This is a genomic window from Roseobacter cerffii (genome assembly GCF_054226325.1).
On the sequence record NZ_CM135757.1, the window covers coordinates 1919126 to 1944792 of the forward strand.

The 25667-nt window shown below is 62.3% G+C and carries 16 protein-coding genes; 8 read left to right on the top strand and 8 right to left on the bottom strand.

All coding sequences use genetic code 11. The features are described from left to right. Nucleotides 1–10 precede the first annotated feature (10 nt). Genes ACVC7O_RS09250 through ACVC7O_RS09270 form a run of 5 tightly spaced genes read right to left on the bottom strand, consistent with a single transcriptional unit; the run spans nucleotide 11 to nucleotide 9252 of the window. Nucleotides 11–1039, bottom strand: a complete 1029-nt coding sequence (locus ACVC7O_RS09250) for a hypothetical protein (protein WP_458325799.1) — start codon at nucleotides 1037–1039, stop codon at nucleotides 11–13. 1 nt (nucleotide 1040) lies between these two features. Beyond that, the gene (locus tag ACVC7O_RS09255; protein WP_458325800.1) at nucleotides 1041–3728 is read right to left on the bottom strand and encodes a virulence factor SrfC family protein; all 2688 of its coding nucleotides are present in this window, start codon (nucleotides 3726–3728) and stop codon (nucleotides 1041–1043) included. A 13-nt stretch (nucleotides 3729–3741) separates the two neighbouring features. Beyond that, nucleotides 3742–6891: a virulence factor SrfB gene (locus ACVC7O_RS09260; protein WP_458325801.1), complete on the bottom strand. Its 3150-nt coding sequence runs from the start codon at nucleotides 6889–6891 to the stop codon at nucleotides 3742–3744. A 41-nt stretch (nucleotides 6892–6932) separates the two neighbouring features. Next, nucleotides 6933–8780, bottom strand: coding sequence for a S1 family peptidase (locus ACVC7O_RS09265; protein WP_458325802.1), 1848 nt, complete (start codon nucleotides 8778–8780; stop codon nucleotides 6933–6935). A gap of 1 nt (nucleotide 8781) precedes the next feature. Next, nucleotides 8782–9252, bottom strand: coding sequence for a hypothetical protein (locus ACVC7O_RS09270; protein WP_458325803.1), 471 nt, complete (start codon nucleotides 9250–9252; stop codon nucleotides 8782–8784). Nucleotides 9253–9694: 442 nt separating this feature from the next. On the opposite strand from ACVC7O_RS09270, the gene ACVC7O_RS09275 reads away from it, so the two are divergent. Genes ACVC7O_RS09275 through ACVC7O_RS09295 form a run of 5 tightly spaced genes read left to right on the top strand, consistent with a single transcriptional unit; the run spans nucleotide 9695 to nucleotide 15567 of the window. Next, nucleotides 9695–10774 carry a response regulator transcription factor gene (locus ACVC7O_RS09275; RefSeq protein ID WP_458325804.1) on the top strand — a complete coding sequence of 360 codons (1080 nt, stop codon included), beginning with the start codon at nucleotides 9695–9697 and terminating at the stop codon, nucleotides 10772–10774. Continuing rightward, nucleotides 10774–12195, top strand: coding sequence for a sensor histidine kinase (locus ACVC7O_RS09280; RefSeq protein WP_458325805.1), 1422 nt, complete (start codon nucleotides 10774–10776; stop codon nucleotides 12193–12195). The genes ACVC7O_RS09275 and ACVC7O_RS09280 overlap by 1 nt, the downstream gene beginning before the upstream one ends. Further along, nucleotides 12195–12767: a hypothetical protein gene (locus ACVC7O_RS09285; RefSeq protein ID WP_458325806.1), complete on the top strand. Its 573-nt coding sequence runs from the start codon at nucleotides 12195–12197 to the stop codon at nucleotides 12765–12767. Before ACVC7O_RS09280 ends, ACVC7O_RS09285 begins: the two co-directional genes overlap by 1 nt. Beyond that, entirely contained in the window at nucleotides 12764–14896 is a 2133-nt protein-coding gene (locus ACVC7O_RS09290; protein ID WP_458325807.1) for a caspase family protein, read from the top strand. The genes ACVC7O_RS09285 and ACVC7O_RS09290 overlap by 4 nt, the downstream gene beginning before the upstream one ends. After that, nucleotides 14893–15567 (top strand): hypothetical protein, encoded by a 675-nt coding sequence (locus ACVC7O_RS09295; protein ID WP_458325808.1) that lies wholly within the window; start codon nucleotides 14893–14895, stop codon nucleotides 15565–15567. Before ACVC7O_RS09290 ends, ACVC7O_RS09295 begins: the two co-directional genes overlap by 4 nt. Nucleotides 15568–15640: 73 nt before the next feature. Here ACVC7O_RS09295 and ACVC7O_RS09300 read toward each other — a convergent pair whose 3' ends face one another. Beyond that, complete coding sequence (locus ACVC7O_RS09300; protein WP_458325809.1) at nucleotides 15641–17032, bottom strand: peptidoglycan-binding domain-containing protein; 1392 nt, start codon at nucleotides 17030–17032, stop codon at nucleotides 15641–15643. A 410-nt stretch (nucleotides 17033–17442) separates the two neighbouring features. Between ACVC7O_RS09300 and ACVC7O_RS09305 the strand changes: the two genes are divergently transcribed. Next, complete coding sequence (locus tag ACVC7O_RS09305) at nucleotides 17443–20745, top strand: tetratricopeptide repeat protein (RefSeq protein WP_458325810.1); 3303 nt, start codon at nucleotides 17443–17445, stop codon at nucleotides 20743–20745. A gap of 57 nt (nucleotides 20746–20802) precedes the next feature. Here the strand turns inward: ACVC7O_RS09305 and ACVC7O_RS09310 are convergent, their stop codons facing one another. Both ACVC7O_RS09310 and ACVC7O_RS09315 read right to left on the bottom strand, forming a co-directional pair. Then, the gene (locus ACVC7O_RS09310; RefSeq protein ID WP_458325811.1) at nucleotides 20803–21504 is read right to left on the bottom strand and encodes a GntR family transcriptional regulator; all 702 of its coding nucleotides are present in this window, start codon (nucleotides 21502–21504) and stop codon (nucleotides 20803–20805) included. Beyond that, on the bottom strand, nucleotides 21501–22868 hold the full coding sequence (locus tag ACVC7O_RS09315) for a formimidoylglutamate deiminase (protein WP_458325812.1): 1368 nt from the start codon (nucleotides 22866–22868) through the stop codon (nucleotides 21501–21503). Before ACVC7O_RS09315 ends, ACVC7O_RS09310 begins: the two co-directional genes overlap by 4 nt. Nucleotides 22869–22981: 113 nt before the next feature. On the opposite strand from ACVC7O_RS09315, the gene hutI reads away from it, so the two are divergent. After that, nucleotides 22982–24142, top strand: a complete 1161-nt coding sequence (gene hutI / locus ACVC7O_RS09320) for an imidazolonepropionase (RefSeq protein WP_458326063.1) — start codon at nucleotides 22982–22984, stop codon at nucleotides 24140–24142. Further along, nucleotides 24139–25665 carry a histidine ammonia-lyase gene (gene hutH / locus ACVC7O_RS09325; protein WP_458325813.1) on the top strand — a complete coding sequence of 509 codons (1527 nt, stop codon included), beginning with the start codon at nucleotides 24139–24141 and terminating at the stop codon, nucleotides 25663–25665. Before hutI ends, hutH begins: the two co-directional genes overlap by 4 nt. Nucleotides 25666–25667 lie beyond the last annotated feature (2 nt).

Genomic DNA, 25667 nt, shown 5'->3' on the forward strand with positions numbered 1-25667 from the left:
GCTCCTGATATTATTCACAATAGCTCTCCCGTGCCGTCTGGGCGAGTGTCTCGGTTGACTGGGACAGCCGCGCGCAGGTTTCGGACAGGAGGGGTGCCGCTGCCTCGGCGCCAGCTGAGGCCGCGCGGGCGTAGTATTCGGCCGCAAGAGTATCATCACCCTTAAAGGTCAGGCCAATACGGCTCTCGATCAGATCATCGGTCTGCGACCCGTCGTACATCTTGCCAAAGAGCAGGAGCGCGGCGGCTGTGTCCTGGCGGACCGCGCTGTCCAGTATGGTGAAGGCATCATCTGCGGAAACTGCGCTCCCGCAGGTCGATATGTCTTCCATGACGGTGTCAAAGGAGACTGCGGCGGCAGTTTGCAGGGCTTCCAGCGAGCAGGCTGATGGTTCCACCGCAGGTGCGGGCGGCGGTGGTGCGGGGGCAGGCTCGGGGTCGGTCTCGCGCAGGGCAAAGAACCAGACAGCCGCAGCGATGGCAGCGAGAAGGAGCACGCCAAGGCCAATCATCAGTGGTGTCTTACTGGATGTGTCCTCACCTTCTGTGCCGGGTGTCGGATCGATAAGAGTGTCCTGATCCGCATCGTCTTCAGGACTTCCGGTGTCGGGCCCGTCTGAGGTGTCCGGCTCGGGCGGGGTCTGTGGCGCTTTCAAAACGGGGGCCTGATCCGTTTCTGTCTCCGCCTTGACGGTCGCCAAGCCACCCAGAGCCGCTGCTTCGGGCGATGCAACGACATCGTCTGGCCAACTGGTCTGCGCCTGCACTGGCCCGACAGTGATGTCGAGGGTGGTGTACTCTTCGATCTGGTTGACGATTTCCGGACCAACGATGAGACGCGACCCACCCGCATCACTAACGACCGCGTAAGGCCCGAAGGCGAAGGTGGTCGGCTGCCAGCCGTCTGGGCCGAGGAATTGGCCAGAGAAGGCATTCTTTATCGTGACGGTCTCGGAAGCCGCGTCTATGAGGTCGTGCAGGTGCAAGACGGCGAAGCCGCCCTGGGCATTGTCCGGATCTGGGCGAATATCCAACGCCATGTCACGCAGCCTTCTGGCGCAGGCTCGTCAGGACCCGGCCAATACGGTTGTTCTGTTCGAGGTTCACGTTACTGCCCCCGGCGTCCATCGCATTTGCAACAAACATCGCCTCGAGCGCGAAGACCCAGTCCACCCATGTTTCTTCCGCCGCAGGACGCGGATGTACGGGCAGGTTGTCGGCTGACTCGTGGATCGGCCGTGCGCTGAAGACGGGCCGAGGTCCGGCCTCATGCTCGGCGGTGGGGCGATCCTTCTCGTCCATCGACAGGTACCCCAGCCCAACCACGAAGTTGTTGATCTGCTCGGCGCAGACGATGGCGGCGGGTGGTGCCTGCTTGTCCGCGGTGAGGCCAAAGTTGATTTCGACCAGCTGTTTCTTCATCAGCTCTGGCACGTTGCAGCGCCGCAACCCGTGCACGAGCTCTGCCACCAGATCCGAGGCCGAGCTCGATGTGAGACTGAAGTTGCTCAGCAGCTCTTCATGCTCCCGGAAGTCGCGCAGCTTTTCGACCCAGACATCGATTGCCTTCTCGGTCTGGAAGGATTCAACCGACATGGTTCTGATCCCGGACCGGTCCGGTGTGGCCGCGGCATCGGCCTGTGGCTCCGCCTCGACGTTGACAGCCGCCGCCGGAGCGCCGGGCCGTCGCGGGCGGCGGCTTGCCATGCCGCCGGGGCGGGGCAGGGAGGTCGCACCCGGTTGCGCCCCGATGTTGGCCGAGGCCGCTGACACCGCGGTTGAGATACGAATGTCCGGCGGGACCCGCAGAATACGGTCTTGCACCAGGTCCGGGTCGACCTCCAACTCGCGCAGGAAGGCCCCGAATCGGTGGTTCTGCAGCGCCAACTCCAGACCGTCGATGATGTCGGCCGCGGCCATGCGCTTTTCTTCGAGCCGCTTCTCCAGATCGTCGGAAACATGGTATGGGCTGAGCGTCGCCTCCATCTCGCTGGCGACCTTCTCGATCTGGGTCGTGAGCTGCCGCACCTTGCTGTCGATGGTGCAAACCTCGGTCAACGCGCCAGTGAGATAGCCGACACCACCGTCGTTCATTGTGAGCGCCGCATCCCATGCGGCGGCCGGGTCAGAGAAGTGTTTCTGCACAGGCGCAGCCGAGATGCAGCCCGTGCGCAGCTCCTCCACGCGGGATTGCTTCTCGGGCCGGATTTGCACCTCACGGTCACCGTCGTAATCAATCAGGCCGTCCACGAAGAAGTTCGGGTTGCGCAGCCAGAAGCAGTTTTGAAAAGGCTTGTCAGGCGTCCACCGGTCCACCCAGGGGTCGCGCCCCCGTCCGAATTTTTCGACCAGCGAGAACTTCATGCGGCGCTCAAACCGCAGCGCCTCTTCGCCGCCTGACGCGCTGTCGCCCAGATGCTTGTCGAACTTCGTCAGAACGAAAAAGAGGATGCAGTTGTTGGTCGCGCGTTCTTCTGGCGTGCCGCCATGTGTCTGGACGATCCAGTTTTCCACGAGGCCGGGCAGGTCGAGCGTCTCCATATTGCTATCCGGCACACAGAGCAGCATCGACGTGATTTCCTGATTTTCAACATATCGATCAAAGAGATAGGCAACCTTTCCGCGCAGAAGCAGACCGGAAATTGTGTCTTCGGGCGATGCCAGCGTCTTTGAGAGCGGCTGGTCGAAACGGTTGCGCGCGCCGGGGAAGTCAAGCAGGTCAGTCTCGCCAAACACATCCGAAGGCTGGGTTTCCATTGGAAAGACCAACTCTGCGGCCAGCGCACAGAGGATGGCACGCGGCAGGTCCACCGCTTTGCCGGCCTGCGTTTGCACTTTCAGCGTGTCGGTGCTGTTGTCGTCGAGCAGAGCATGCAGCGTGCCGACATCGATGATCGAGGTCTCGCGGGGCGTCAGCGCGGCCAGAGGGGCAAAAACGACTGATGCATTGTCGATCTTGGCAGAGGCGGCAGACAGGCGCAGGTAGAGATCGGTGAAGGCCTGATGTTCGCCCCAGAGCAGCGACAGGAACCCGGCCCGGTCTGCCAGCGACAGCTTCGGCACGAGTGCTGCGGCCTCGTCCCAGAGCGGCTTCAAAGCCGCCGCATAGGCGGTGCGCCCAAAGGCGTTGTCGATGTACTCACCGATCTCGTAAACATCGTCTTCGCTCAATGCACCGTCCGGCTGGGCCGCCTTGGCGCGGTAGGCGTTCAGCCGGTCCGACAAATCCTCTGGCTCGGGCGCGGGTTCCGACTGGTCCCCGTCCATGAAGAAGCTGTTGATGATCGTGCGCGCTATGTCGGCTTCCGATAGCAGGACGAGTTTGATCGGGAAGCCGTCGGGCGTGGGGTCCTTGCTCATCGTGAAACGTGTGACGAGGCCAGTCGATTCACCATCACCCACCGGGTTGATCTCGCTGATGTAGTCGAGCTTGCCAGCGGGATCGTTGAAATCAGCCACCAGACGGCCTTCTTCCGGGCGAGCCAGAACAGAGACGAGAAAGGATTTGCCGGCCTGGCTGGGTCCAAACACGCTCACGCTCATCCGGGTCCGGGCCGATTGGGCCAGCTTGGTCGAGCGGCGCTTGCTGCGGCGCAGGGATTTGACCAAGCCCTTCACTTCGGGACCGACAAGCTCGGCGTTCTCCGGATCCGAGATCCAGTTCAGGGCCTCCTCGGCCATCTGTCCCACTTCCACACAGCGCTCGGCCAGTTTTTCTTGTGCGCTCATCTTTTCTTACCCGTCACAGTCGAAATATTCCCGAATCCATCCAGTATTCGTCGTCAAAGCCCAGCGTGTGCAGGCGCATGACCAGATCGGACGGCTTCATGCCAACCTGCTCGCCATCTTCCGCCTCGGTGACCTCAAAGGCCTCACGCACCGCTTCGCGCCGCAGCAGCTCGACAGAATCAACCTTATCGGTGTCATCATCGAACTCCGTCTTCTCCAGCATCACCCGGATCGGGGCGGGGCGGCGTTGGGCCGAGGCGTTTGCGAAGTCGAGCCGATAGAGCGGGGTCGTCGTCCAGCGTTCGAGCGCCAGTTGGCGGCTGCCGATATGCACGGGCGAGAACATGCGGATCTCGGCGGTTTGGCCCGCGCCACGGTTGCCCTGATCAAGATCCAGTTCCGAAAACAGAATCCGGTCATCGACAATCTGGCCGTTGCTGTCCATCTCACCGATAAACCGCGCGGTGGATTTCATCTGGAAGGCCGAGGTCGTGACCTTGAAATTGGGAATGCGGTTTTCGCTGAGCGCGATCAGCATGCCGCCCACCGCAACTGTGCTCTTGGGATCGCCGATCCGTTGAGTCACCGGGTCGCGGAACGGATACCAACGCCCGCATTTGTAGGTGTGCATCGAGATGAGCCGATGTGGCGGGACCACATGCAATTCTTCGATGATGGAGCGCACAGCCGGCAGCCGCGACGGACGACCGGTCAGCAGGACAATGTCTGCCCCGAGGTGGTCAATCACCTCGCACATATTGCCGAGCACCTTCTGGAACGTCTCGCGCGAGATCGCATCGACGTCCTGCCGCGAGGTGGACAGGATGACGTCAGCCAGTCGCCAGTTTTGCGCTCCGAGGTCCTTGGCCTGTGCTTCCAGATAGCCGAGTGTCTCTTCGCTGACGATGCCTTGTTCGTCCTCCGGTTCGGTCGTGTTCTGCGCCGGTGCGTCAGGGGTCTCGCCGCCTTCATCGCCTGTCGGCGTTGGTTTGAGGCCCAAAACATCGGCCACGATGATATCGAACCGGTCGTATTCATCCGCCGTTTCGCTGTGTGCTATGATCGCCTCGGCAATGGGAACCAGCGTTTTGAGCGAGAAGATCCGCCGCGCCTGGATCGCTTGCTGGTCCTGCCCGCCGATGTCTCCGCCAAAAAGCTCGCGCAGGCGTTCGCCGATAAACCGCCCACCTGCCGCCTCGATGGAATCCTGCAGAAGGGGTAGAATGATCGAGGCGATCACCCGCTGGACAAGATCATCACCGGCCACTCGGAACCCTTCGCGGAAATTCTGCGTGGGGTGCAATACCTTGTTGGCTTCGCCGGAGTAGGTGCTGATCATCAGATCGGTCGTACCTCCCCCGATGTCGATACAGGCGAGCCGCAGCGTGGGTTCGGGCGGCGCACCCGCTTCGGGCGGCCGCGGTGTGCCTTTGAGTTTCAGGAAGGTATCAATCCGGCCATCGAACTTATGGGTGAGCTCGGTATAGAGATAGACCAGCTGCGTGCAGCTCGCCTCGTCGAATTCGACCAGAAGCTCGGGCCGCTGCGAGATGCTGGTATCAGTTTCCTTCACACCCATGGTTTGCCAGATCAGCCGCAGCGCGCCCGCCGCGCGGGACCGCATGATGGCCTGTTCCTGGATCGAGGTCGCCGTCGGCAGGCTGAGGATGATCCGGTTCAATCGGCGCGGAAGCTCGGATTGCGCCCGCCGTGATCGCGATTCCGGATCGTTGATCTGAACAAGCGCGTGGGCGATGAACTCGGCCAACATGAAGGAAAACATCGACGACCGCGAAAAGCGGGGCCGGATCGCCTGATTGACCGGTGTCCGGCCAGGTCGACGCAGGCGCTGTTTCTCCTCATAGCGGACCTGTTCGATCACATCGCCCGCCTCATTGAGATGGCGCATCGCCGCACGGACCGATTTGGGTAGGTTGTTGGGGTCGAAGTGATTGTGAAAGCGCCAGTCCTGTTGGGTTGCGGTCTCATCCCACAAGTATCGTTTGGGCGAGGAAAGGCCGGAGGCGGTTTCGGTGCCTTCTTCTCTCTGGACGAGGGCGACAGCTTCAGGCCCTACGCGCACGAAGGATGGCCACAGAAACGCGTTGCGGCGGCCTGAGCGGCTGGCATGCCGGTCATCCCCCATGCGGTGATCCACGAATTCCACCCGGCTTTCAAAGAGACCAGTATAGACGAATTCCGGCCGCGCAAGATCGCGGATTTCCAGCGGGAAGGAGCGTGCCAGATCGACCTGGCTTTGCCCCGGAAACCGCTCGATCAGGATGCCGCAGGTCCGGCTGTTGCCCACGTCAAGTACGAGATCCACGTCGACCGGTGTCACGGCGTCGCGTTCGGAGACAGTATTAGCCAGGCGCAGCTTTGGCGGTTTGCAGGCCGCCGTGATCAGGCGCAGGTACGCCAGATACCGCGCCCAATGCTCGAACTGATGCGGCAGCGAGTCTTCGGATATCTTGCGACCGGGCCGTTCCGCACGTTTGAACGCGAGAAACTCATCCTTCAGCAGGGCCGAGACCCAGAGTTGGAGGTCCACCAGGTTGCCCTGCGCATCGGGTTCGAGCCGCCGCAGGAACCAGTCCATCTTGATGGGATCGCTGACCAGCCGGAACTCCCGCGGCTTTTCTGCGTCCGACAACTCCGGCGCCACATAGGCTGCACCCGTGTTCTGGGGGATCAGCGACGTGTCGATGGCCAGCTGCACGCGGTGGGTGTGACCTGTGTCAGCGTCCGGCTCCGCAAGCTCGACCGTGCGCAGCCGCGCCCAACTGGTCGGGCCAGGGTCGTAGCTTTCGGCCCCATCTGCGCCCCGCTCCGGTTTCAGACGGAGTACAGGCACCGGCACCCATTTCTCAAGGAATGGCTCCATCGCCGCCACCGGGCGGATCGAGTATGGATCATCCTCGGGTGTTGCATCAGCTTCGATGCGGCCATCGAGCTCCTCATCGCCGGTGAAAGGAATGAGCATCCGTTCATCTTCGGTCGCCCCGTCCGCACCGGCGCCACGCTCCACGAATTTCATCGGCTTGAGATCGACAGTCTGGATCGAAAACCCGAAATCGATGATCTGGATGCCGGAAAACGGCACAAGGGTCGTCTCGTCGCGCCACGCCGCAAGCTTCTTGAGATGTGTCTGTGGATTGCTCATTCGGATAAACTCTTAAACTATTTGGTCGCTTTGCTGCGGCGCTAGGGCTGGCTAGGTTGAAGGCGAGGCAGGATCGGGAGCGCGTTGCCGGTGGCGGGTGCTCCCGGAGCAGGCGCGGCTTGCGTATTCTGAACCGTGCGCACGGACGGGCGGGCAATCTCGGCCTCGCAGCTTGATGCGACGACCGATGGAAGGGCGGGCGTCCCATCGAGGAAGGCCAGTAGGTCCTTGGTCGAAAGGGCGAAGTTGGCTGACCCCATCGCGCCTTTGAGAACGAATGTATTCACCCCGACCAAGCGGCCACAGGCATCAACGAGCGGGCCACCGGAGTTGCCCTGCGAGATTGGCGCGGAGTGGACATAGACGTCAGAGTTTGCAGCACCCACCGTGTCTTCGGCATACATCGTGCCATCGGTGATCGTCAGGGCGGGCACCGCGTCAGTGGCTCCCTGGCGCAGGGCGGTGAAGTTGGCGTCATCGATCAGTGCTTCGCCTGGGTAACCGGCGGCATAGACGCTTGTCATCCGCAGCGACGCATCGGTTTCCAGCAAGGTGAAGGAGGGCAGCTCAAGACCGGTGACCTGCAGGAGCGACAGATCCCGCCCGGTTTCGTGGAACGGGCCCGCAGATTTGATCGGCTCCGCCGACAGAACGCCGCCGGTTCCGCTGCTGACCACCGAGATGCTGTCTGCCGGTGCGGTCTCGACCACGTGGAAATTGGTTACGACCAACCCGGGGCCGACGACGAACCCGCTGCCCGTTGTGATCCCCGCGGGTGTATTTGCGACCACCATGACCGTGCTGGCCTCGATGCGTTCGGACAGGCTCATATCCTGATTGTTCGGTCCCTGAACGATCAGCCGGGCCGGGTCGGGCTGCAAGGCTGTCTGTGACTGCGAGGCCACGCGTTTGCTCTGTGCTTCCATCGGTGTTTCGGGGCGGGGCGGCAACATGCCTTCGATCATCACACCATCTGGCATCAAGAGGGTCCCGTCCGCTTCGCAAACCGCGCCGGCCAGGCCCTTTTCGAGCTCTCGAATACGCTCTTCCAAGGCGGCGTTGGTCTGCTCGGCCAATCGGACAGCCTCTGCGTCGTTCACGGCGTAGACCACGGGTTGCGCCGCGAAAATGCGGTTGCCGGGCAAGAGCAGCCATATCAGGACGCCGGAGGCAAGAAGCAGCAGAACCAGCAACGGGACCCAGGCATAGAGCGGAACACGGTCAACCGTCTGCGGGGTCGCGGTGGTCTCTGCAGTGGGTATTGGCGTGTCGGCGGTTGAGGCGGCAGCACCCGTCGCCGCGGCCCCGGCTGCTGCGGAGGTCGCTGCCACCGTCGCGGCGCCTGGAAGCCCCTTGGTGAAGCCCGGTGCATCCTCGGCCGACAAGGGCGGGGGCTGATCCAGTTTGAGGAACCGGCCCAGCGTTGCATTGTAGTGCCGCGTGCGGGACCGGGGATCTGAAATCGCATCCGGTGGCGCCATACCCCAGTTCAGAATGAGGGGGCGGCCACCGACGGCCCAGACACTATCGGCATCAAGCGTGTAAAGCGCTGCGGCGAGCAGCAAGCCCTCGTCACTGTCGTCAATCAATTCGGTCAGGCCGGCCAGCCTGCGCTCCAGAATTTCGGTCAGATCGGCGCGAGCGTCTTCGTCCAGCTGCGAGATCGGCACACCGGCGCCTGGGAAATCAGAGTACCACGCAACCGTCGAAGAGGCGACGTCATTGCCCCGGCTGACGAGGGGTTCGGCAAAGAGGCTCGACGCGGTGCGCCCCGCGCGCTGTTCAAGGAAAGCATGCAGCTTCTCGAAGGCGTCAATCGCCAGCACACCGTTCACTGACAAGCAGTTGCCCAGGTCCACCGTACTCTTCGTCACGAAATGCTCTGCCATTCTAGGGCCTTTCCGCTGTCCGGCGCAGCGCAACCTGATCGCTCCCGCCGGTGCTGGGTTGAACAAGGGCGCAGCTTGCGCGCCCTGCGCTGTCAATGTTGCAACTGGCGAGCGTTTTGAAGATTTTCAGCCCGTTGCTGCACACCAGATCGCCGGGCTTGTCGATGTCGAAATTCCCTGATGTGCTGTACGCACCGGTCAGGATGCCTTCGCAGGTGGTGCCATCGGTGGCCGTCAGCACCTCGGTACCGGAGCCACCAGAATCGAGGCAGACGCGCCATTCGTTAAAGGTGAAGATCTCGCCGGTCGCCTGCTGGGTGACATCGAATTCGGTCAGCAACTGCCAACATCCCTGAAACGCCGCCACGTCCCGGCGATTGAAGGCGGCCGGGTCCACCTGTCGGGTCTGCACAGGCGTTGCGTCTTCGGGTGCGACCGCTTCACATTGGCGACCGGCCAGCGCGGCCTCCATCTGGAAAATGGTGTTTTCGAGGTCTCGCTGGTCTGCGTAAAGCACCGCGAGCCTCTCGGCCGAGGCATGATCGGGCGCGCCTAGACAAAATGAAATGGGCTGCGACGAAAAGGGCAGGCGCACCCCGCAAGACATCAGAACGAGATAGGCGGACGCGGTGAGAAGGCAGAAGAACAATATGGGAAGAAAAGCTGTAAAAACAATCGACTTCATCTCGAGAAACACCCCCGAAAATCAGCTAACAGGACGTGCGTGACGCGGTCAACACTTTTGGCCGGAAAGTGGATGATAACTCCTGTCATCGCCGCTAGGCTCGCCTGAAGACGCGTCACGCGATGGATGACACGCGGTGTTATTTCCTTCCGGGGGGCGAGTTTGGTTAAACTGGTCGACAGATGAAATTGATTGACGCGTGGCGACGCACGAGAGTTGGAAGATTTAGATGAGAGCCGTTTCCTATGTTCATTCCGGTGCCGCAGGCGCCGGACCCCGCATCGAGATGCTGAAGAGGCATCACTTTCGGGTCACAGACATCTCGACCGACGCTTCACCGACGATGGCCGACGCCATCCTCATCGACACCGCGGGTATGGAGGCAGATCAGATCGCAGCGAATGTCTCACGATGGGCAGAGACTGGATCACCTGTGTTGGTGCGCTTCGAGCTGCAGCGCGGCAGCGCCTTCAGAGATCAAAGAGCGGGTCTGCTGGCGGCGGGTGCGGTGGATGTGGTCCGAGCCGACGCAAGCGACAACGAGGTGCTCACCCGCCTGCGCGCGATCCTTCTTCAGCGCCGTGCCCCCCGCATTCTCGTGATCGAAGATGACGAAGACATTGGTCTCTGGGTCGCCGACGAGCTGCGTCGGGCAGGCATGGAGACGGTGCATGTGGCGACACTGTCTGAGGGTCGCAGGGCGTTTGAAGAGGGTCCGCTAGATGCCTTGATCGTTGACCGTCAATTGCCAGATGGCGACGGGCTGACCTTCGTGGCCGAGTTGCATGGGGCGGGTATTCGGACGCCCGCGCTGATCTACTCGGCTCTCGATACGATATCTGATCGCATCGAGGGGCTCGAACACGCGGGTGCGGTGGATTATCTCTGCAAACCCATTCACGCCGATGAGTTGATCGTCCGGGTCCGGATCGCCCTGCGTCCGATCAACAGCGAGGAAACGCTGGTGTTTGGCCCGCTGGAAATCCTCCGCAAGGATAAGATTGTGCGCTGGCGCGGCGACCGGATCGACCTGCGGCCCAAGGAAGCGGCGATGCTGATCTATCTGGCGGAACGCCAGGGGCTGCCGATTTCTCAGCGGATGCTGTATTTCGACATCTGGGAGAAGATCTACATGGAGGAAGGGTCGAACCCGGTCTCCGCGGCCAAACACCGTCTGGTTGGCAATCTGAAGGCGTTCTTCAAGGCGCGACAGGAGCCACTCCCCGAGTTTTTGGCCGCGCAGGATGACTCCTACCTGTTCGATGTCGAACCGCTGCTGAAATTGCAGCCCAAGGCGCTGCAGGTGTGATGGCCAAGGCCGCGACAGAAGGGGCTATCCCCGGTCTTGAGAAGGTCTCGAGCCAGGGTCTGATCCGGTTGCTGATTGCTGTGCTGCTGCTGCTGATGCTTTCGGCCTCCACCATCCTGTTGATAAGTGCGCGCGCGCAGGATGGCGCACTGCTCGATGAAATCGAACAGCGGCTCTTGCTGGTCCTTGAGAAAGGCGGGCTTTCGGGGCTTGCTGTCTCAACCGCAACCTATGACCGCGCGCTTTTGCCGCCTAGCGATGTGGTGGAGTTCGCGATCTGGCGCCGCGTGGGTGACAACCGCATCCTGCTTGCAGAAACCGTACCCGGTCTATCGGACGCCTTGCCGGACAACACCGTCACGGGCATCGATCTGGCGGGACAGGCCTATGTGATCCGATGGCCTGATGTGGCGGCGGCCTCGCGCGATTGGGACGTAAGCTACAGCGACGTCGACCTCGGCATCGCCTTGCGCGCGCCGACGTCCCAGATGAAGATGGCCCGCCGGATGATCGGCGCGATATGCGGTATGGGCCTGCTCTTTCTGCTTGGTATGGTGCTGATCAACCTGAACCACCAGCGCCGCTATGCGCGGGGTCTGGTGGCGATCAACGAAACCCTGGATGCCTTCGCGCGCGGCCAGACCGACATGCGCGTCAGCGAAACGCCGGTCGCACCCGAGATCGACCGGCTGGCGGGGTTGCTCAACGGGGCCTTGTCTCGGATTGATCAACTGACCAATGGGTTGCGGTACATGTCAGCGCATCTTGCGCATGAGATCAACACGCCCCTCCAGAAGATCAGGGCCGTCACATCGCGCCTTGCTGCCCAGTCAGATCGTGACGATCGCACCGAGAGCGCGGCCGAGATTGATCGCATTCTCGAAACAGCCGGTGCCCGACAGCAAAACCTGATGCAGTTGTTCCGCTTGGAAGCCGGTGAGGTCACCAAACTGGATGATCGCATCAATCTTGGTGCCGTGCTTGAAGAGATCTACGAGGACTTCGAAGACGTCCTGAAACACAAGGAGCGGCAGGTCACGCTGGACCTGGCGGCTTATGTCGAAATCGTAGGCAACCGGCCTCTTCTCGAACTGCTCCTCACCAATCTGCTGACGAATGCCGGCAAGTATGCGGTCACGGGCAGCCATATCCGTATTGTACTGAGCAAAACAACGGAGCAGTTTTGCCTCAAGGTGTCCAACGATGGCAGCGTTTTTCCGGACGCCGTGCGCGCGGCGGCGTTTCGTCGGTTCGTACGTGCGGACGATGGCGGAGGGCCTGGTGGCGCGGGATTGGGCCTGAACCTCGTTTTTGCGATATGTCAGGCGCATGGCTTCGGCGTCGCCTTGCCAAGCGATCCGGACAAAGCCATCATAGAAGTGACAGGAAACCTCAGCCCACCGTCGGGAGCCGCCCCTTGATGCGCCGATACTCTGCTATCGCAGCTTTTCTGTGCGTGTCAGGCACCGCAACAGCTGAACCGATTAGCGATCTGAAAGCGTTCCACGCCGCATGGCTTGTCGCTCAGCTTGGCCAGGAGTTGGGTGATGCCGCAATGATCGTGGGTGGGCTGGACGTGTTGTCCCGCATCGCGCCCTCGGCTTCCGACGGCGGATCAGGAGACACTGTCGTCGCGACGGCCTGGGACCAGCAGATCGCCTCGCTTGCGGCAGAGGCCGTGTTCCTGAGCCGTGACGCCCCGTTGACATTGCCCGACGGCCGTCCGGACCGATTTCTGCCGGCGGTCATCCATACCGTGCCGCCTGGCGCGGAAGTAAGGCTCAATGCGCCCGGCGAGGGCAATCGGGCGGTGCTGGTATTGTCGGGTGCCGAAGTTCAGACAACGCTCACCGATGGCGGGGGGAAAGACATCTGTGCGACGATGGGTCCGGCACTGTTCTGCGTTGTGCCGCACGTCGGCTCCGTCACCGCGACCTTGTTCAATCGAGGGGAGGCAGGCGCGCAAGTCCTTCTGATGGGTGAGATGAATTGATCGCGACGTGTCGGATGCTCGTGCTGGTTCTGGCATTTCATCTTTTGGCTGCGGCAGCGGCCGCGGATGAGCGTCGCGCTATCCTGATTGGGGTTCAGAGCTACGACCCTTCTGTCTCTCGCGTCTTTCCGGATTTGCAGGGCCCCGAGAACGATCTTCTTCTGATGCGCGACACCTTGGATGAGATTTATGGTGGTGACATCGAGATTGTCAGCTTGGGTGGCGCCGACGATCCCGCACCAACCAGAAAGGCGATCCTGAGCCAGCTTGACGACCTCGCGGCCAGCGCGGGTCCTGGTGACGAGATTATTATCTACCTCTCGGGGCATGGTACCCAATTGCCGAGTTCCAATTTTGATGCTGACGAACCTGATGGTCTGGACGAGGTCTTTCTGGCCTCTGACACCGAACTCGTAGCGGTGCAGGGCGGCCATGGTCTGCGCAATCATATCCGCGATACCGAGATCGGTACCCGGATCGCCCGGATGGAACGCGCGGGCAGTTTTGTGTGGTTGATCGTCGACAGTTGCCATGCGGGGACGATGATGCGTGGGGTTGGCGCGGATCTCACACCGCGGATGGCCGACCTGCAGGCCTCGCTTGGCGGGCCGATCATTGACCTCAATCCGCAAGGCGCGAGGGCGGATGGACGGGGGGGCTCTACAGATGGCGGCAAGAGCCCGAGCAACCGCCTGGTGGCCTTCTATGCGGCGGCGCCCGATGCGCTGGCCTTCGAGCTTCCGATCGAGGGGGAGAAGGTCCATGGGCTGTTCACGATTAGTCTCGTTGAGGCCATGCGCGCCGCTGAAGGCTTTCGGTTCGCCGATCTCGCGCGCGAGACCTCGGCGCGGATGTGGGCCCGGGCTGGACCGCGCGCCCAGGCGATGTATCGCGGCGCGCTTGATGCGCCTCTCTTTGGACCTGAGAGCCTACCGGGCCGATCCGGTAGCTATACGCTTGGGTTTGATGGCGAGGCGCTCTTTGTCGAAGCCGGGCGGTTACAAGGGCTTATGCCCGGCGCGACTTTGATGATCGAGATGGGAACTGACGGTCAGCGTGAACCGCTGATGTACGGTGTGGTATCTGAAAGCGGGCTCGAGCGGGCCAAGTTGAACATCGTGCGGAACGCGCCGTCGATGCCGAACCGCCTTCCGGAGATTCTCACGCAAGCGGGGTTGTCGCCAGCACAATTCGAGCGCCGCTGGCTTGCCGACCGGGCGGCGTCTTTGGTGGCGCGCCTCGTTGGCGATGCATCAGAGAGGTCTTTCTCTGTCCTATTGGACCAGTCGATGGCGACCGATCTCGCGCTGAAGGTCGCGGAGGCTGTCGAGCAGACACGGGGACGGGTGCAGCTGAGTGAGACGGAAGTTGATGCGGTTCTGAGGCAAACAAGTGACCGTTTGATCTTGAGATTGCCGCCGTTCTTCAGCCACTCGGCTCTTAACGCTGCCCACCTCGGCGCCGCCGATATGGAACCCGAGGAGATAGCAGAGCGGCTCGTGCAAATCGCCGCATCCCGTTCGCTTTTGAAGCTTGCCGGGGAGGTTGCCCCAAACCAGTTGCAGACTGCGCTTGACCTAAAGGTGGCCCGCCGGCCAGCGCCAGAGGCGACCGAGGGTGTCAGGTGCAACACCCTACCTACCGGTCTGACAACGAACGTTCCCGAAGCCGCGCGCCAGATTTCGGCGGATGCGACTGGCCTGCCACGCCTCCTGCACTGCGATCAGATCTTCCTGACGCTCACGAACACGGGGACGGCCGCTTTGGACGTGTCTCCGCTCTATGTCTCCGTTGATGGTCCAATCTACTATCTGTCGGGTTACGCAGGGGGCGCGAGCGCGGGGTTGCGGCTTGCGCCGGGCGCTTCCGACATGGTCCAGTTCACAGAGAGCGTTGTGCCGAGCCAATCGGGGCGTCGAGCGGCTCTTGTCCTTCTGGCCATTCCATCAACAGCCGGCGCTGCCAAGGATTTCCGCCATCTTGCAACCGCCACACCGCGCAAGCCGAAACTGGTGCTGGCTGATCAAATGCGGAGCAGCGCAGACGTCCACCTCGGAGACCTGCGATATGCGGCCCTTGCCTGGCCCTTTGTCTCCGGTCAAGCGGATCTGCCCGGAGACGCGCAATGACAAGACGCCTGCGACCGCGGCACACGGTGCTGTTTGCAGCAGCTGCGTCAGCGTGTTGGGCCGTCCAGGGACTATCAGCCTCGGCGAACGAGATCAGAGTTGATCCAGAGACCCGACGGGCAGCGGAGGCGCTTGCGATTTGGGGGCTTGAGAACGATGCCAATCTGGCGTTGTTGGGCGGGCTGTCAGGGTTGCTGGCCGCCGGGGTGTCGCTGGACCCGGACGATCCGTGGCGGGCGCATGACTACGCGGAGACGCTCCGGCAGCGGGCTGGAACAGATGCGGGCATTCTCTCGCAGCTCTCACTGCTTATGGCACGCCCGCGCGGTGTATTGGATGGCATTTCCCGCATTGATGCGGTCTTGGAACCCGGCGAAAACCTGACGGTGACCCTGCAAATGGCCAAGGCAGAAACGGCATTGGTCGAAGCGCGGATCAAGAACGATGGCAAGGAGGCGGATATTGACCTCGTCGTCAAGTCGTTGACCGGCGAGACGCTCGCTTCGGATGTGGGGCCCGCAACCGGCATTGAGGGCACCGGCACGCTTGTTCAGTGGGTTCCACCATCCTGCGATCTCGTCGATGTGATTGTGACCAACGTCGGCGCGGTGTCCGTCCGTGTGGTGATGATGGCCCCTCCGTCGCGACAAGAAAGCTGTGATCCGACCTGACCCCGGGGTGGCGGAATGCAAAACGACCCGCCGGTGGGGCGGGCCGTGTCAGATCCGTCCTTGATGCCGGACCTTAGTTCTTTTGCAGCAGTGGCAGAACCGCGGGTGCGTTCACCGGGACCACGGTGACTGAATTGCCGAGGGCCGCCTGGATGCTGTTGTGCGAGATCGATCCGCGGATCACCTCTGCGCGGTTGCGCGCCTGTTCCGGCAGGAAGGCAGGCTGCGCGCCCTGATCATAGGTGCTCAGCGCGGCCTGGTAGTACTTTACCGCGGCCGGGACGTCCTGTTTGACGCCAAAGCCTTCGCGCAGGTGGTGCGCTGCGGTCTCGGCATAGGCATAGTCGCCAATGCTCAGCATCATCAGCGCGCCGCTGAGCGCGATTTCGGGATCGTCGGTGTCATAGCCTGCGCTGACACACATCTTTCCATAGTCGCGGATCAGCGCGGGATCGCTCACGCCCATACCGGCAATGGTCTGCGCGGCTTTGGCTGACATCGCCTCCGGGTCTCCTTCGGCCAGCGACGGAAACTCGGCCTTCATCGCCTGTGCGACCGGCCCGCAGACCTGCGTGATGGCGCCTGCGGTATCAATGCCGTAGCTGTTGAGAACCTGCGCGCCTTCACCCATCGCATAGGTGCGCATGCCGCAGAACTGCTCGCTCAAAGCGCGATCCGGGTCGGTGATGTTGCCAACCTGGATCACACCGTTGGTCGCCCCGAGCAGTTCGACCAACTCACACCGATCCGCCATCGAGGCGCTTGCCGCCTGCAGGCCGGGCTTGAGGGTCGGCAGCGTTGTTGGCGTTGTGACCGGCGCAGGCTGGACAACCTGCGGCTGCGGTGCGGGTGTAACGACCTGGCCCGCGTTCGGCTGCTGAAGAGCCTGTTGGCCGGTGTAGCCATTCTGGTTGGTGTATCCGCCGCCCTGGTTGACGAAACCACCATTGTTCTGTGCCGTATTGTTGAATTGGGGCGCATAGCCTGGATCACCACGCAGCCCTTTCAGCATGCCCTTCGTGCCGTCGCGCTGCATCGCCGCGGCGTACTGGCCGCCCTGACCTGCGTTGAACTGGTTCAAGCCGTTCAGCAGCAAGTTGCGTTCCAGATCTGTCAACTGGCCCGTGGCGGGGTAGCCCATATAGGACTGGTAATTCGAGATGCCTGCGCGCGTGCCGCGACCGATCACGCCGTCCGCCGCGCCGACCGGAAAGCCGAAGGTGTTGAGCGCGGTTTGAACCTGCCGGTTCTGCTCGCGCTGTGCCGAGGAAACGGACGGCTGATAACTGCGTTGCTTGGTGGCCTTGCGGTTGCCGCCGCAGTTCAGGGCTCCGGTGGCACACCCAATCGCCGCGCCCACGCCAATACCCAAAATGATCTTGCCAGCATCGCCTGCATCTGTGCGTGCGGCGGGCGCCAATGCGACAGCGGCCGCCAGAGCTGGAGTTGCAAATTTCTTAAACATGTCCATTCCTTCTCAAGCCTAAAACTCAACCTTTCATCGAAAGTAGCACCCTCCAGCCCCGCGCGCCCATGACAAATTTTGTTATTCTGGCGAAAGTGCTTGGAAACCGGGTGAATTTTCCAGAAATCGTCAGGAAAACGACCGGTTCAATCTCGGACCCGAGGACCCAAACGATTCGCTGCCGTATCCAACGCCTGAAAAATAGGCAATTTCTCGGAGGTCTGATTCGATTCACGTGCTGTGCCGAGAGCCTCAGGTCGGGCTCGTGGCGTGGTGCGTTGCGGTATTGGAGTCACGGACCGTCCCCCAGGCAGCAGATGCTTCGACGCTCTGGACACATCGCAAGATCGCAGTAGCGTATCGCTATGTCGATGATCATCACACACGTTCTCCCTTTGATCAGGCGGACCGTGCTTGTCACGCTTCTCAGCGTGCCAATCTCACTCGCCGCGCAGATCGTGCCGGACGCTGATCGGCCGCAGGATCGGCAAGCCGTCGCACTGGCGCAATCTGGTCGCCTGGATGAGGCCCTGGCCCTGCTGCAGAGGGTTTTGATCGATGACCGTACTCAACTGGGGTGGCACCACCCGATCACGCTCAGAACCACGGAGAACCTCGCAAACGTCCTCGACATGTCGGGCCAGCCTGCGAAGGCCGTTCCGTTTCACCGCTTCGTCTTGCAAAGCCACCGCACGGCGCGTGGTGCAGAAGATGAGGCGACGTTGCGCGCTATGAACAACCTTGGGCAAACGCTTGATACGCTTGGGCAATTCACAGAGGCGATCGCGCTGTTGGAGCAATCTGTTGCTGGAACGCTGGAGACTGCCGGACCGAATGCTCCGATGACGTTGAGCCGGATGAACAACCTCGCGGTGGCCTATGGACGATCTGGCGATGCGCCGCGGGCGCTCGACGTTCAACGCGATCTCGTCGCACGTGGCGCGCGCGTTTTGGGTGCCGACCACCCGAATGTCTTGCGGTGGTCCACCAGCCTGGCCCGGCTTCTGGATATGAACGGGTTTTATGCGCAAGCCGAAGCGATGCATCAGACCGTCATAGCCGGGCTGAGCCGTGTGCACGGAGCAGGATCGAGAGATGTCTTGCGGGCCACGCAGAATTTTGCGGGCGCCTTGATGGAGCAGAACCGTTTGCAGGACGCCGAACCTCTTTTTCGCACCACGCTTGACGGGCATGAGAGTTTGCTGGGGCCGTTGCATCCGGCGACGATGACCTCTCGGCTCCTCCTTGGAAACCTTCTCTCCCGAATGGGGCGCGGCGACGAAACACTGGCGCTTCGTACCCGCGATTTGGATCTGTTGTCGTCAGCGCTTGGGCCGGATCACCCTTATGCACTGGATGCCTTGGGCCGATATGCCACAACACTCTCTGACTTGGGCCGCCACGACCAGGCGAAGACGTTGATGGAGCGCCGGTTGCAAACCTCGATGCAGGCGTTCGGCCCCGAGGGGCAGGGCACGCTCATGGCGATGAACGATCTTGCGGTGCTGTTCCTTGAGACCGGTCAGCACGAGGCGGCCTTGCCGCTCATGCAGGCTGCGCATAGCGGATTTTTGGCGACCCTCGGGGGGAGGCATCCGTTTACGCTCAACGCCGCACTCAATCTGTCCGCGATGTTGAGCAATGTGGGACAGTCTCTAGCGGCCATTGCCCTGCTGGAAGAGACCCTGCGCACGATCAGGGCAGCGCCTGGAACACCCCCCGATATCGAAATCCGCCTTCAGGTGAACCTCGCCGCCATGGTGGAGGACGCCGGACAGCCGGGCAGGGCGGTTTCGCTGCTGTCGGCGGTCATAGATCAGGCCGAAGGGATGTATGGGGAGCAGTCGCCGCGCGTGATGGAATTCAAGTCTGCCCTCGCCAGCGCGCTGCTGGCCGATGGCGAGCCCGGTCCCGCGTTGGCCGTGGCGCGCGAGGCCTATGCATTTCAGCGTGATCGCTTGGCGGGAACGGGCCAATTGTCCGAGGAGCAGCAGCGCCTCGCGCTCGAGGCGGCGGCGCAGATTTCCTGGGTGCTCGTCAACGCGGCTTGGCAGGTGAGTACGGAGGCGTCGGAACAGGATCGCGCCGCCTTACGAGCCGAGGCCTTCGAGGCGGCACAGGTGATCGGGCATGGACCGTCGGCTTTCGCCATCGCCCGCGCCTCGGGGCAGATTGCGGGGCGGAAAACGGGCATCGCACCTCTGCTCACAGAATTGGAAAATCGCAACCGCGAGCTGCGGGCTTTCGAGGTATCTGTCAGTCGTCTGGCTGAGGAGGGTCGCCTTTCAGGTGCCGTGGCATCAGAGCGTCTGCAAGCGCTCGCCAATGTGGCGGAGTCCGCTGCTGAAAGCTTGCGGACGGCGTTTCCGGCCTTCTTCGAGTTGATCAACCCCGAGAGCGTGCCTCTGGCGCGTCTCACAGGTTCAGAATCGGCCCTGCTGCACGAGGATCAGGCGCTGATCCTGTTTCTGCCTGGAACGGGAAGCACCGTCTCCAGCCAACCGATCACCTCAGATGGGTTTGTCTGGGCGGTCACGCGCACGGGCGCCGCTTGGGCGCGAATCGAGGGCGACGAACGCGCATTGGCTGAGATGATCGCCGGGCTGCGCAACGAGGTGGACCCGGTGCAGTGGACGGTTGCGAGCCTCCGAGCACCCATCTCTCCGCAAGAGGACGTGGGGCAGGCGGTGCATGGGTTCGATCTCGACCGCGCCAATGCGCTTTATCGCGCGCTCTTCGGGAATGCCGAGATCGCCCGCCTGATTGCAGACAAGCCGCGCTGGATCATCGCTCCGCAAGGGCCACTCCTGAGCTTGCCGTTTGGGGCACTCGTCACGTCCCTGGGTCCGGAGGGCGCGCCAAAACCCGCCGAGATCAACTGGCTCGGAACGGAACGCGCTCTTTCGATACTGCCGTCTCTGCAACTGCTTGATCGTCCTGCGTCATCGTCTGAGCTCGGCGCAAGCACGATCGCGGAGGCCAATTACATAGGATTTGGCGACCCCGTCTTCTCCGGCAAACCTGGCAGGCTTCGGACCGCAGATATCTCTTTGGGGCCATCGGTTGAGCAGCGCCTCTCCGCCGTGCGCCGACTGCCGCGATTACCCGGCACTCGGGACGAAGTGCTCGCCGTTGCCGAGACGTTTCATGACACGGGGCGCGCGGTTTTTCTTGATGCAGATGCCAACGAGCGACGCTTGATGGCGTTGAATTCATCCGGGGACCTGCGCGAGGCCGGTGTCGTGCATTTTGCGACCCATGGGTTGATCGCAAATGAAATCGTCGGGCTGGCCGAACCTGCGCTCGTTCTGACGCCGCCTTCGGCGGCAATGACCGAGGACTGGGATGATGGTCTACTCACCGCCAGCGAGGTTGCGCAGCTATCGCTCGATGCCGAATGGGTCGTGCTCTCAGCGTGCAACACCGCAGCCGGGGAGGGGCCCGGGGCAGATGGGTTGTCGGGCTTGGCGCGTGCGTTTCTCTATGCTGGGGCCCGCGGGATGCTGGTCACGCATTGGGCAGTTCAGGATGATCTCGCAGCGCAGTTGACGACCCAGGTTATGTCTGCGACGGGCCGAGGGGTGCCGCGAAGTGTCGCCCTCCGCGATGCTCTGCGTGATGTTCTGGCCGACGGGGACGGGGTGGTAGAGCATCGGGCCCGTGCCCACCCGTCGATCTGGGCCGCGTTTCAGATTGTCGGCACCGATGGCTAGACGACTGGTATGCCGAGCGTGCGAGTTTGCCGCTAAAGCGCGACAACGAGCTACGTGTCAGCTCTGTGCGCTCAACTGGTATCCCGGCATCGCCACGGCCTGAACACTGGTGATCGGATCATTCCCGATCCACGTGGTGCGTTCGATCACGAGAAGGGCGCTGCCAAGAGGCGCAGCGAGGTGGCTTGCGATCTCTTTCTCCGCATTCATCGCATAGAACCGCACGTCGACCCGGCTGTAGGGTTTGTTCCGCACCAGCCATTCATTGGCACTCTCGCGGGTCAGGTCCACGTCCAGAATATCGGGGGTTGATCGTATGTCGATCCAGCGATCCTCGAGGATGTAGGGTCGGTTGTCTGCCAGATGCAGCGCCTTGACCTGCAGCATCCGGGTGGGGCGCTGCAAGCCAAAGCGGACCATAACCGGCATCGGGCTCTGCCTTAGCTCACGGCTGATCAACTGGTACTGATGCGTGCCGCCGCGGTCCTCGATCTCGCGGCGGGTGATCGGAATATCGAATGTCGCACGGGTAACGGGATCGGCCCGCACATGGGTGCCGCCCTTGCGCTTGCGTTCAACCAGACCGGCCAGCGCGAGATCCTGCATGGCCCGGTGCACGGTGGTGCGGGCACACCCAAATTCCTGGGCGATGTCCTCGTCGCGCGGCAGCTTGTCGCCCGGCGCATATGTGCGTTTGAGGATGCGGGCGCGGATTTCGTCGCGCACGTCGGTCCAGGAAAGGCGCGCATCGAGGGTCAAATCTCGGTCTCCAACTCGGCCATGGTGGTCTTGAACGCCTTGACTATCCGGTCGCGCTGGACATGGCGACCGGCCTGCACCACATGACGGCCCGCGCTCCAGACATCGCGAATGCAGGAGGGGCCGCCACCACCAAAGATCAGACTGTCGAGCAAGGCGTCGCCTGTGCGGTTGCAGAGCCATGCATTGTCGCTTTCCAGCCCAAGGAGGTCTGCCAGCGCGCCCGTCTCGATGCGCCCGCCGTCCCGGGCGCCAGCCTGTGCGCCGCCTTGTGCCGCTGCCTCAAACAGGACCCGCCCCGTCGATTTCTCGGGCGTGGCTAAAGCAGCCCGCGAGCGGTCGCGCAGCCGCTGGGAGTACTCCAGCGTCCGAAGCTCATCAAAAAGCGAGATATGAATGTTTGAATCCGAGCCAAACCCGATTCTGCCGCCCGCTTCGAGAAAGGTGGTGCCGTTGAAGATGCCATCGCCGAGGCTCGACTCGGTGATCGGGCAGAGCCCTGCAACCGCACCTGACTGTGCAAGAGCGGTTGTCTCGGCATCGGTCATCTGGGTGCAGTGGATCATGCACCAGCGCTCATCGACCGTATGATTGGCGAGCAGCCATTCGGTGGGCCGGGCGCCTCGATGCGCTTGCACCTCGTCAACCTCGGCTACCTGTTCCGCCAGATGCATGTGAATCGGGCCCGAGCCCGCCTCGTCAATCAGGGCGCGCAACCCTACTGGATCGACCGCGCGCAGAGAGTGAGGCGCCACACCCATGGTGTAATCGGCTGGCCCATTTGCCATGAGGGTTGTGGCCGCGCCATGCAAGGTCAGGAAACGGTCGATGTCATTGCCGAACCGCTGCTGTCCGCCCTGGAGCGCGCGCAGATCGCAGCCGCCGTATTGATAGTGCACCGGCAGTAGGGTCAGGCCGATCCCGGTCACGGTCGCAGCGGCGACGATCCGCTCCGACATCTCGGCAAGATTGCCATAGGGCGTCCCGCCGACGTCGTGATGCAGATAGTGGAACTCGGCCACCGCGGCGTAGCCTGCTTCGAGCATCTCCATGAAGACAAGCGCCGTGATCGCTTCCACATGCGCCGGGGTGAGTTGGTCGAGAAACCGATACATCAGGCGCCGCCAGCTCCAGAAGCTGTCGCTCGGATCGAGGCCGCGCGCCTCGGTCAACCCGGCCATCGCCCGTTGAAAGGCATGGCTGTGCAGGTTCATGGGCGCGGGCATCAAAAGATCGACCCGATGCGTGAAGGGCTGAGTGGTCGGGCCAACGGTCTCGATTCGACCGTTTTGGGGGATCACAACCTCCAAATCTGCTTGCCAGCCCTCTGGTGTAAGCGCCTGTTTTGCATGAATGATCTGCACTACAAGAACCCCGTTGACTTTTTATGTAGCGACATATTCTTATTAACCAAGATATATTGCAAGAGGGGCTGATGGCGCAGGGCCATGTGATATCCGCGGCGAAAGTGGCGACCATGGCCGGGGGTGCCGATGGCTATGGCCTGATCGAAGATGGCGCCATTGTCATCGAAGATCAGCACATCTCTTGGGTCGGTCCATGTGCTGATTTGCCCACCGACTACGCGCATCTGGATCGTCAGGATTATGAGCCCGGGCTCATCACACCCGCCTTGATCGACTGCCACACCCACATTGTTCACGGCGGAAACCGCGCCCGCGAATTCGAGATGCGGTTGAACGGGGCCAGCTATGAGGAGATCGCGCGCGCGGGCGGAGGGATTGTCTCGACCGTCGAAGCGACGCGGGCGGCCAGCGAAGCAAAGCTGCTGGCCACCGCGTTGCACCGGGTTGATGCGCTGATCGCACAGGGCGTTTCGGTGGTCGAAGTCAAATCCGGCTATGGGCTTGATCTTGATACGGAGTTGAAAATGCTGCGGGTCGCGCGCACGCTCGGCCAGCAGCGGCCGATCCGCGTCGTGACCAGTTTTCTGGGAGCGCATGCCGTGCCTGCGGGATATGACGCGGATGCCTACATCGACACGGTTTGCATTCCTGCGCTGCAGGCCGCGCATGCCGAAGGGCTGGTCGATGCCGTGGATGGGTTTTGCGAAGGCATCGCCTTTGAGACCGCGCAGATCGCGCGGGTCTTCGATACGGCGCAAGCGCTCGGGCTTCCGGTCAAACTGCATGCGGAGCAGCTGAGCCACATCGGTGGCACAGCGCTCGCGGCTGACTATGGCGCGATGTCGGCGGACCACGTGGAGTACGCGAATGAAGCGGACGCAGCGGCTTTAGCCAACGCCGGGACGGTTGCAGTCCTCTTGCCGGGCGCGTTCTACACCCTTCACGAAACGCAAGCTCCGCCGGTCGGCGCTTTTCGCAACCACGGTGTGCCAATGGCCGTTGGGACCGATTGGAACCCCGGATCCTCCCCGCTTGGTTCGCTGCTTCTGGCAATGAATATGGCCTGCACATTATTCCGTCTGACCCCGGCTGAGGCGCTCGCTGGCACCACCCACCATGCGGCCCGGGCGCTTGGTCTGACCGATTGTGGTGTCATCGCGCCTGGGATGCGCGCCGATCTGGCGATTTGGAACGTCGGCGCACCTGCTGAGCTGTCGTATGGTATCGGTCTCAACCCGCTGCATACGCGGCTGTATGGAGGTGCGGAGTGAGCCACATCCTCACACCCGGCACGGCCACATTGACCGATCTGGAAGCAATCTGGCGGTCCGACATGGCTGTCGTGCTCGACGCCTCTGCGCGCGGGCCAGTCGAGGCCTCCGCAGCTGTCATCGCCCAAGCCGCACAAGGCGACGCGCCAGTCTATGGTGTCAACACCGGTTTCGGCAAGCTGGCCTCCGTGCGCATCGCGCCCGATGACACGGAAACCCTCCAGCGCAACCTGATCCTGTCGCATTGTTGCGGAGTGGGTGAGGATCTGGAACCTGCGACGGTGCGTCTGATGATGGCGCTAAAGCTTCTGTCGCTGGGGCGTGGCGCATCCGGCGTCCGTTGGGAGATTTGTGCGCAGATCGAGGCGATGCTGGCGCAGGGTGTCCTTCCCGTCATTCCGGTGCAAGGATCGGTCGGCGCTTCGGGCGATCTGGCCCCGCTGGCACATCTGGCGGCGGTGATGATTGGTGAGGGTGAGGCGACCTTTGGCGGACAAAGGATGCCTGGAGCGGCAGCGCTGGAGAAGGCCGGCCTCACGCCTGTGACACTCGGGCCAAAAGAAGGGCTCGCGCTGATCAACGGAACCCAATTCTCAACGGCATGTGGGCTGGTGGGGCTCTTCGAAGCATGGCGCGCGGTGCGGGGCGCCATTGTCACATCCGCCCTCTCCACAGATGCGATCATGGGCTCAACCGCGCCCTTACGCCCGGGCATCCATCAGCTGCGCGGGCATCAGGGCCAAATCGATGTCGCTGCGGCCATGGCTGACCTCCTGGCGGGGAGTGAGATCCGCGAAAGCCACCGGGAGGGTGACACCCGCGTGCAGGACCCGTATTGCATCCGCTGTCAGCCACAGGTCACCGGCGCCGCGATGGACCTTTTGCGCTTTGCCGGGCAGACGCTGGAGGTCGAGGCCAATGCGGTGACCGACAACCCGCTGGTGATCGTGGAGAGCGGTGAGATCCTGTCGGGCGGTAATTTCCATGCCGAACCTGTGGCCTTCGCCGCGGATCAGATTGCGCTGGCAGTCGCCGAGATCGGGGCCATTGCGCAGCGTCGCGTGGCGCTGATGGTTGATCCGACACTGTCGTTTGATTTGCCGCCCTTCCTGACGCCCGAACCCGGTTTGAATTCCGGCCTCATGATCGCCGAGGTGACCACGGCGGCGCTGATGAGCGAGAACAAACATCTGGCCACGCCTTCTTCGACAGACAGCACACCAACCTCCGCCAATCAGGAAGACCATGTCAGCATGGCCGCCCATGGCGCGAGACGTTTGCGCAAGATGACGGCCAACCTGCACGTGATCCTTGGGGTTGAGGCGATGTGCGCTGCGCAAGGCATTGAGGAGCGCGCGCCGCTCACGACCTCCATGCCGCTTCAATCGGTGATGCGCCAACTGCGCGGGGCGGTGCCGCGCCTTGAGCAGGACCGCTATCTCGCGCCGGACATCGAGGCTGCGGCATCCTGCATTGCCGATGACAGCCTCGCCAAAGCTGCCGGTGTGGAGCTTGTCCTATGAGC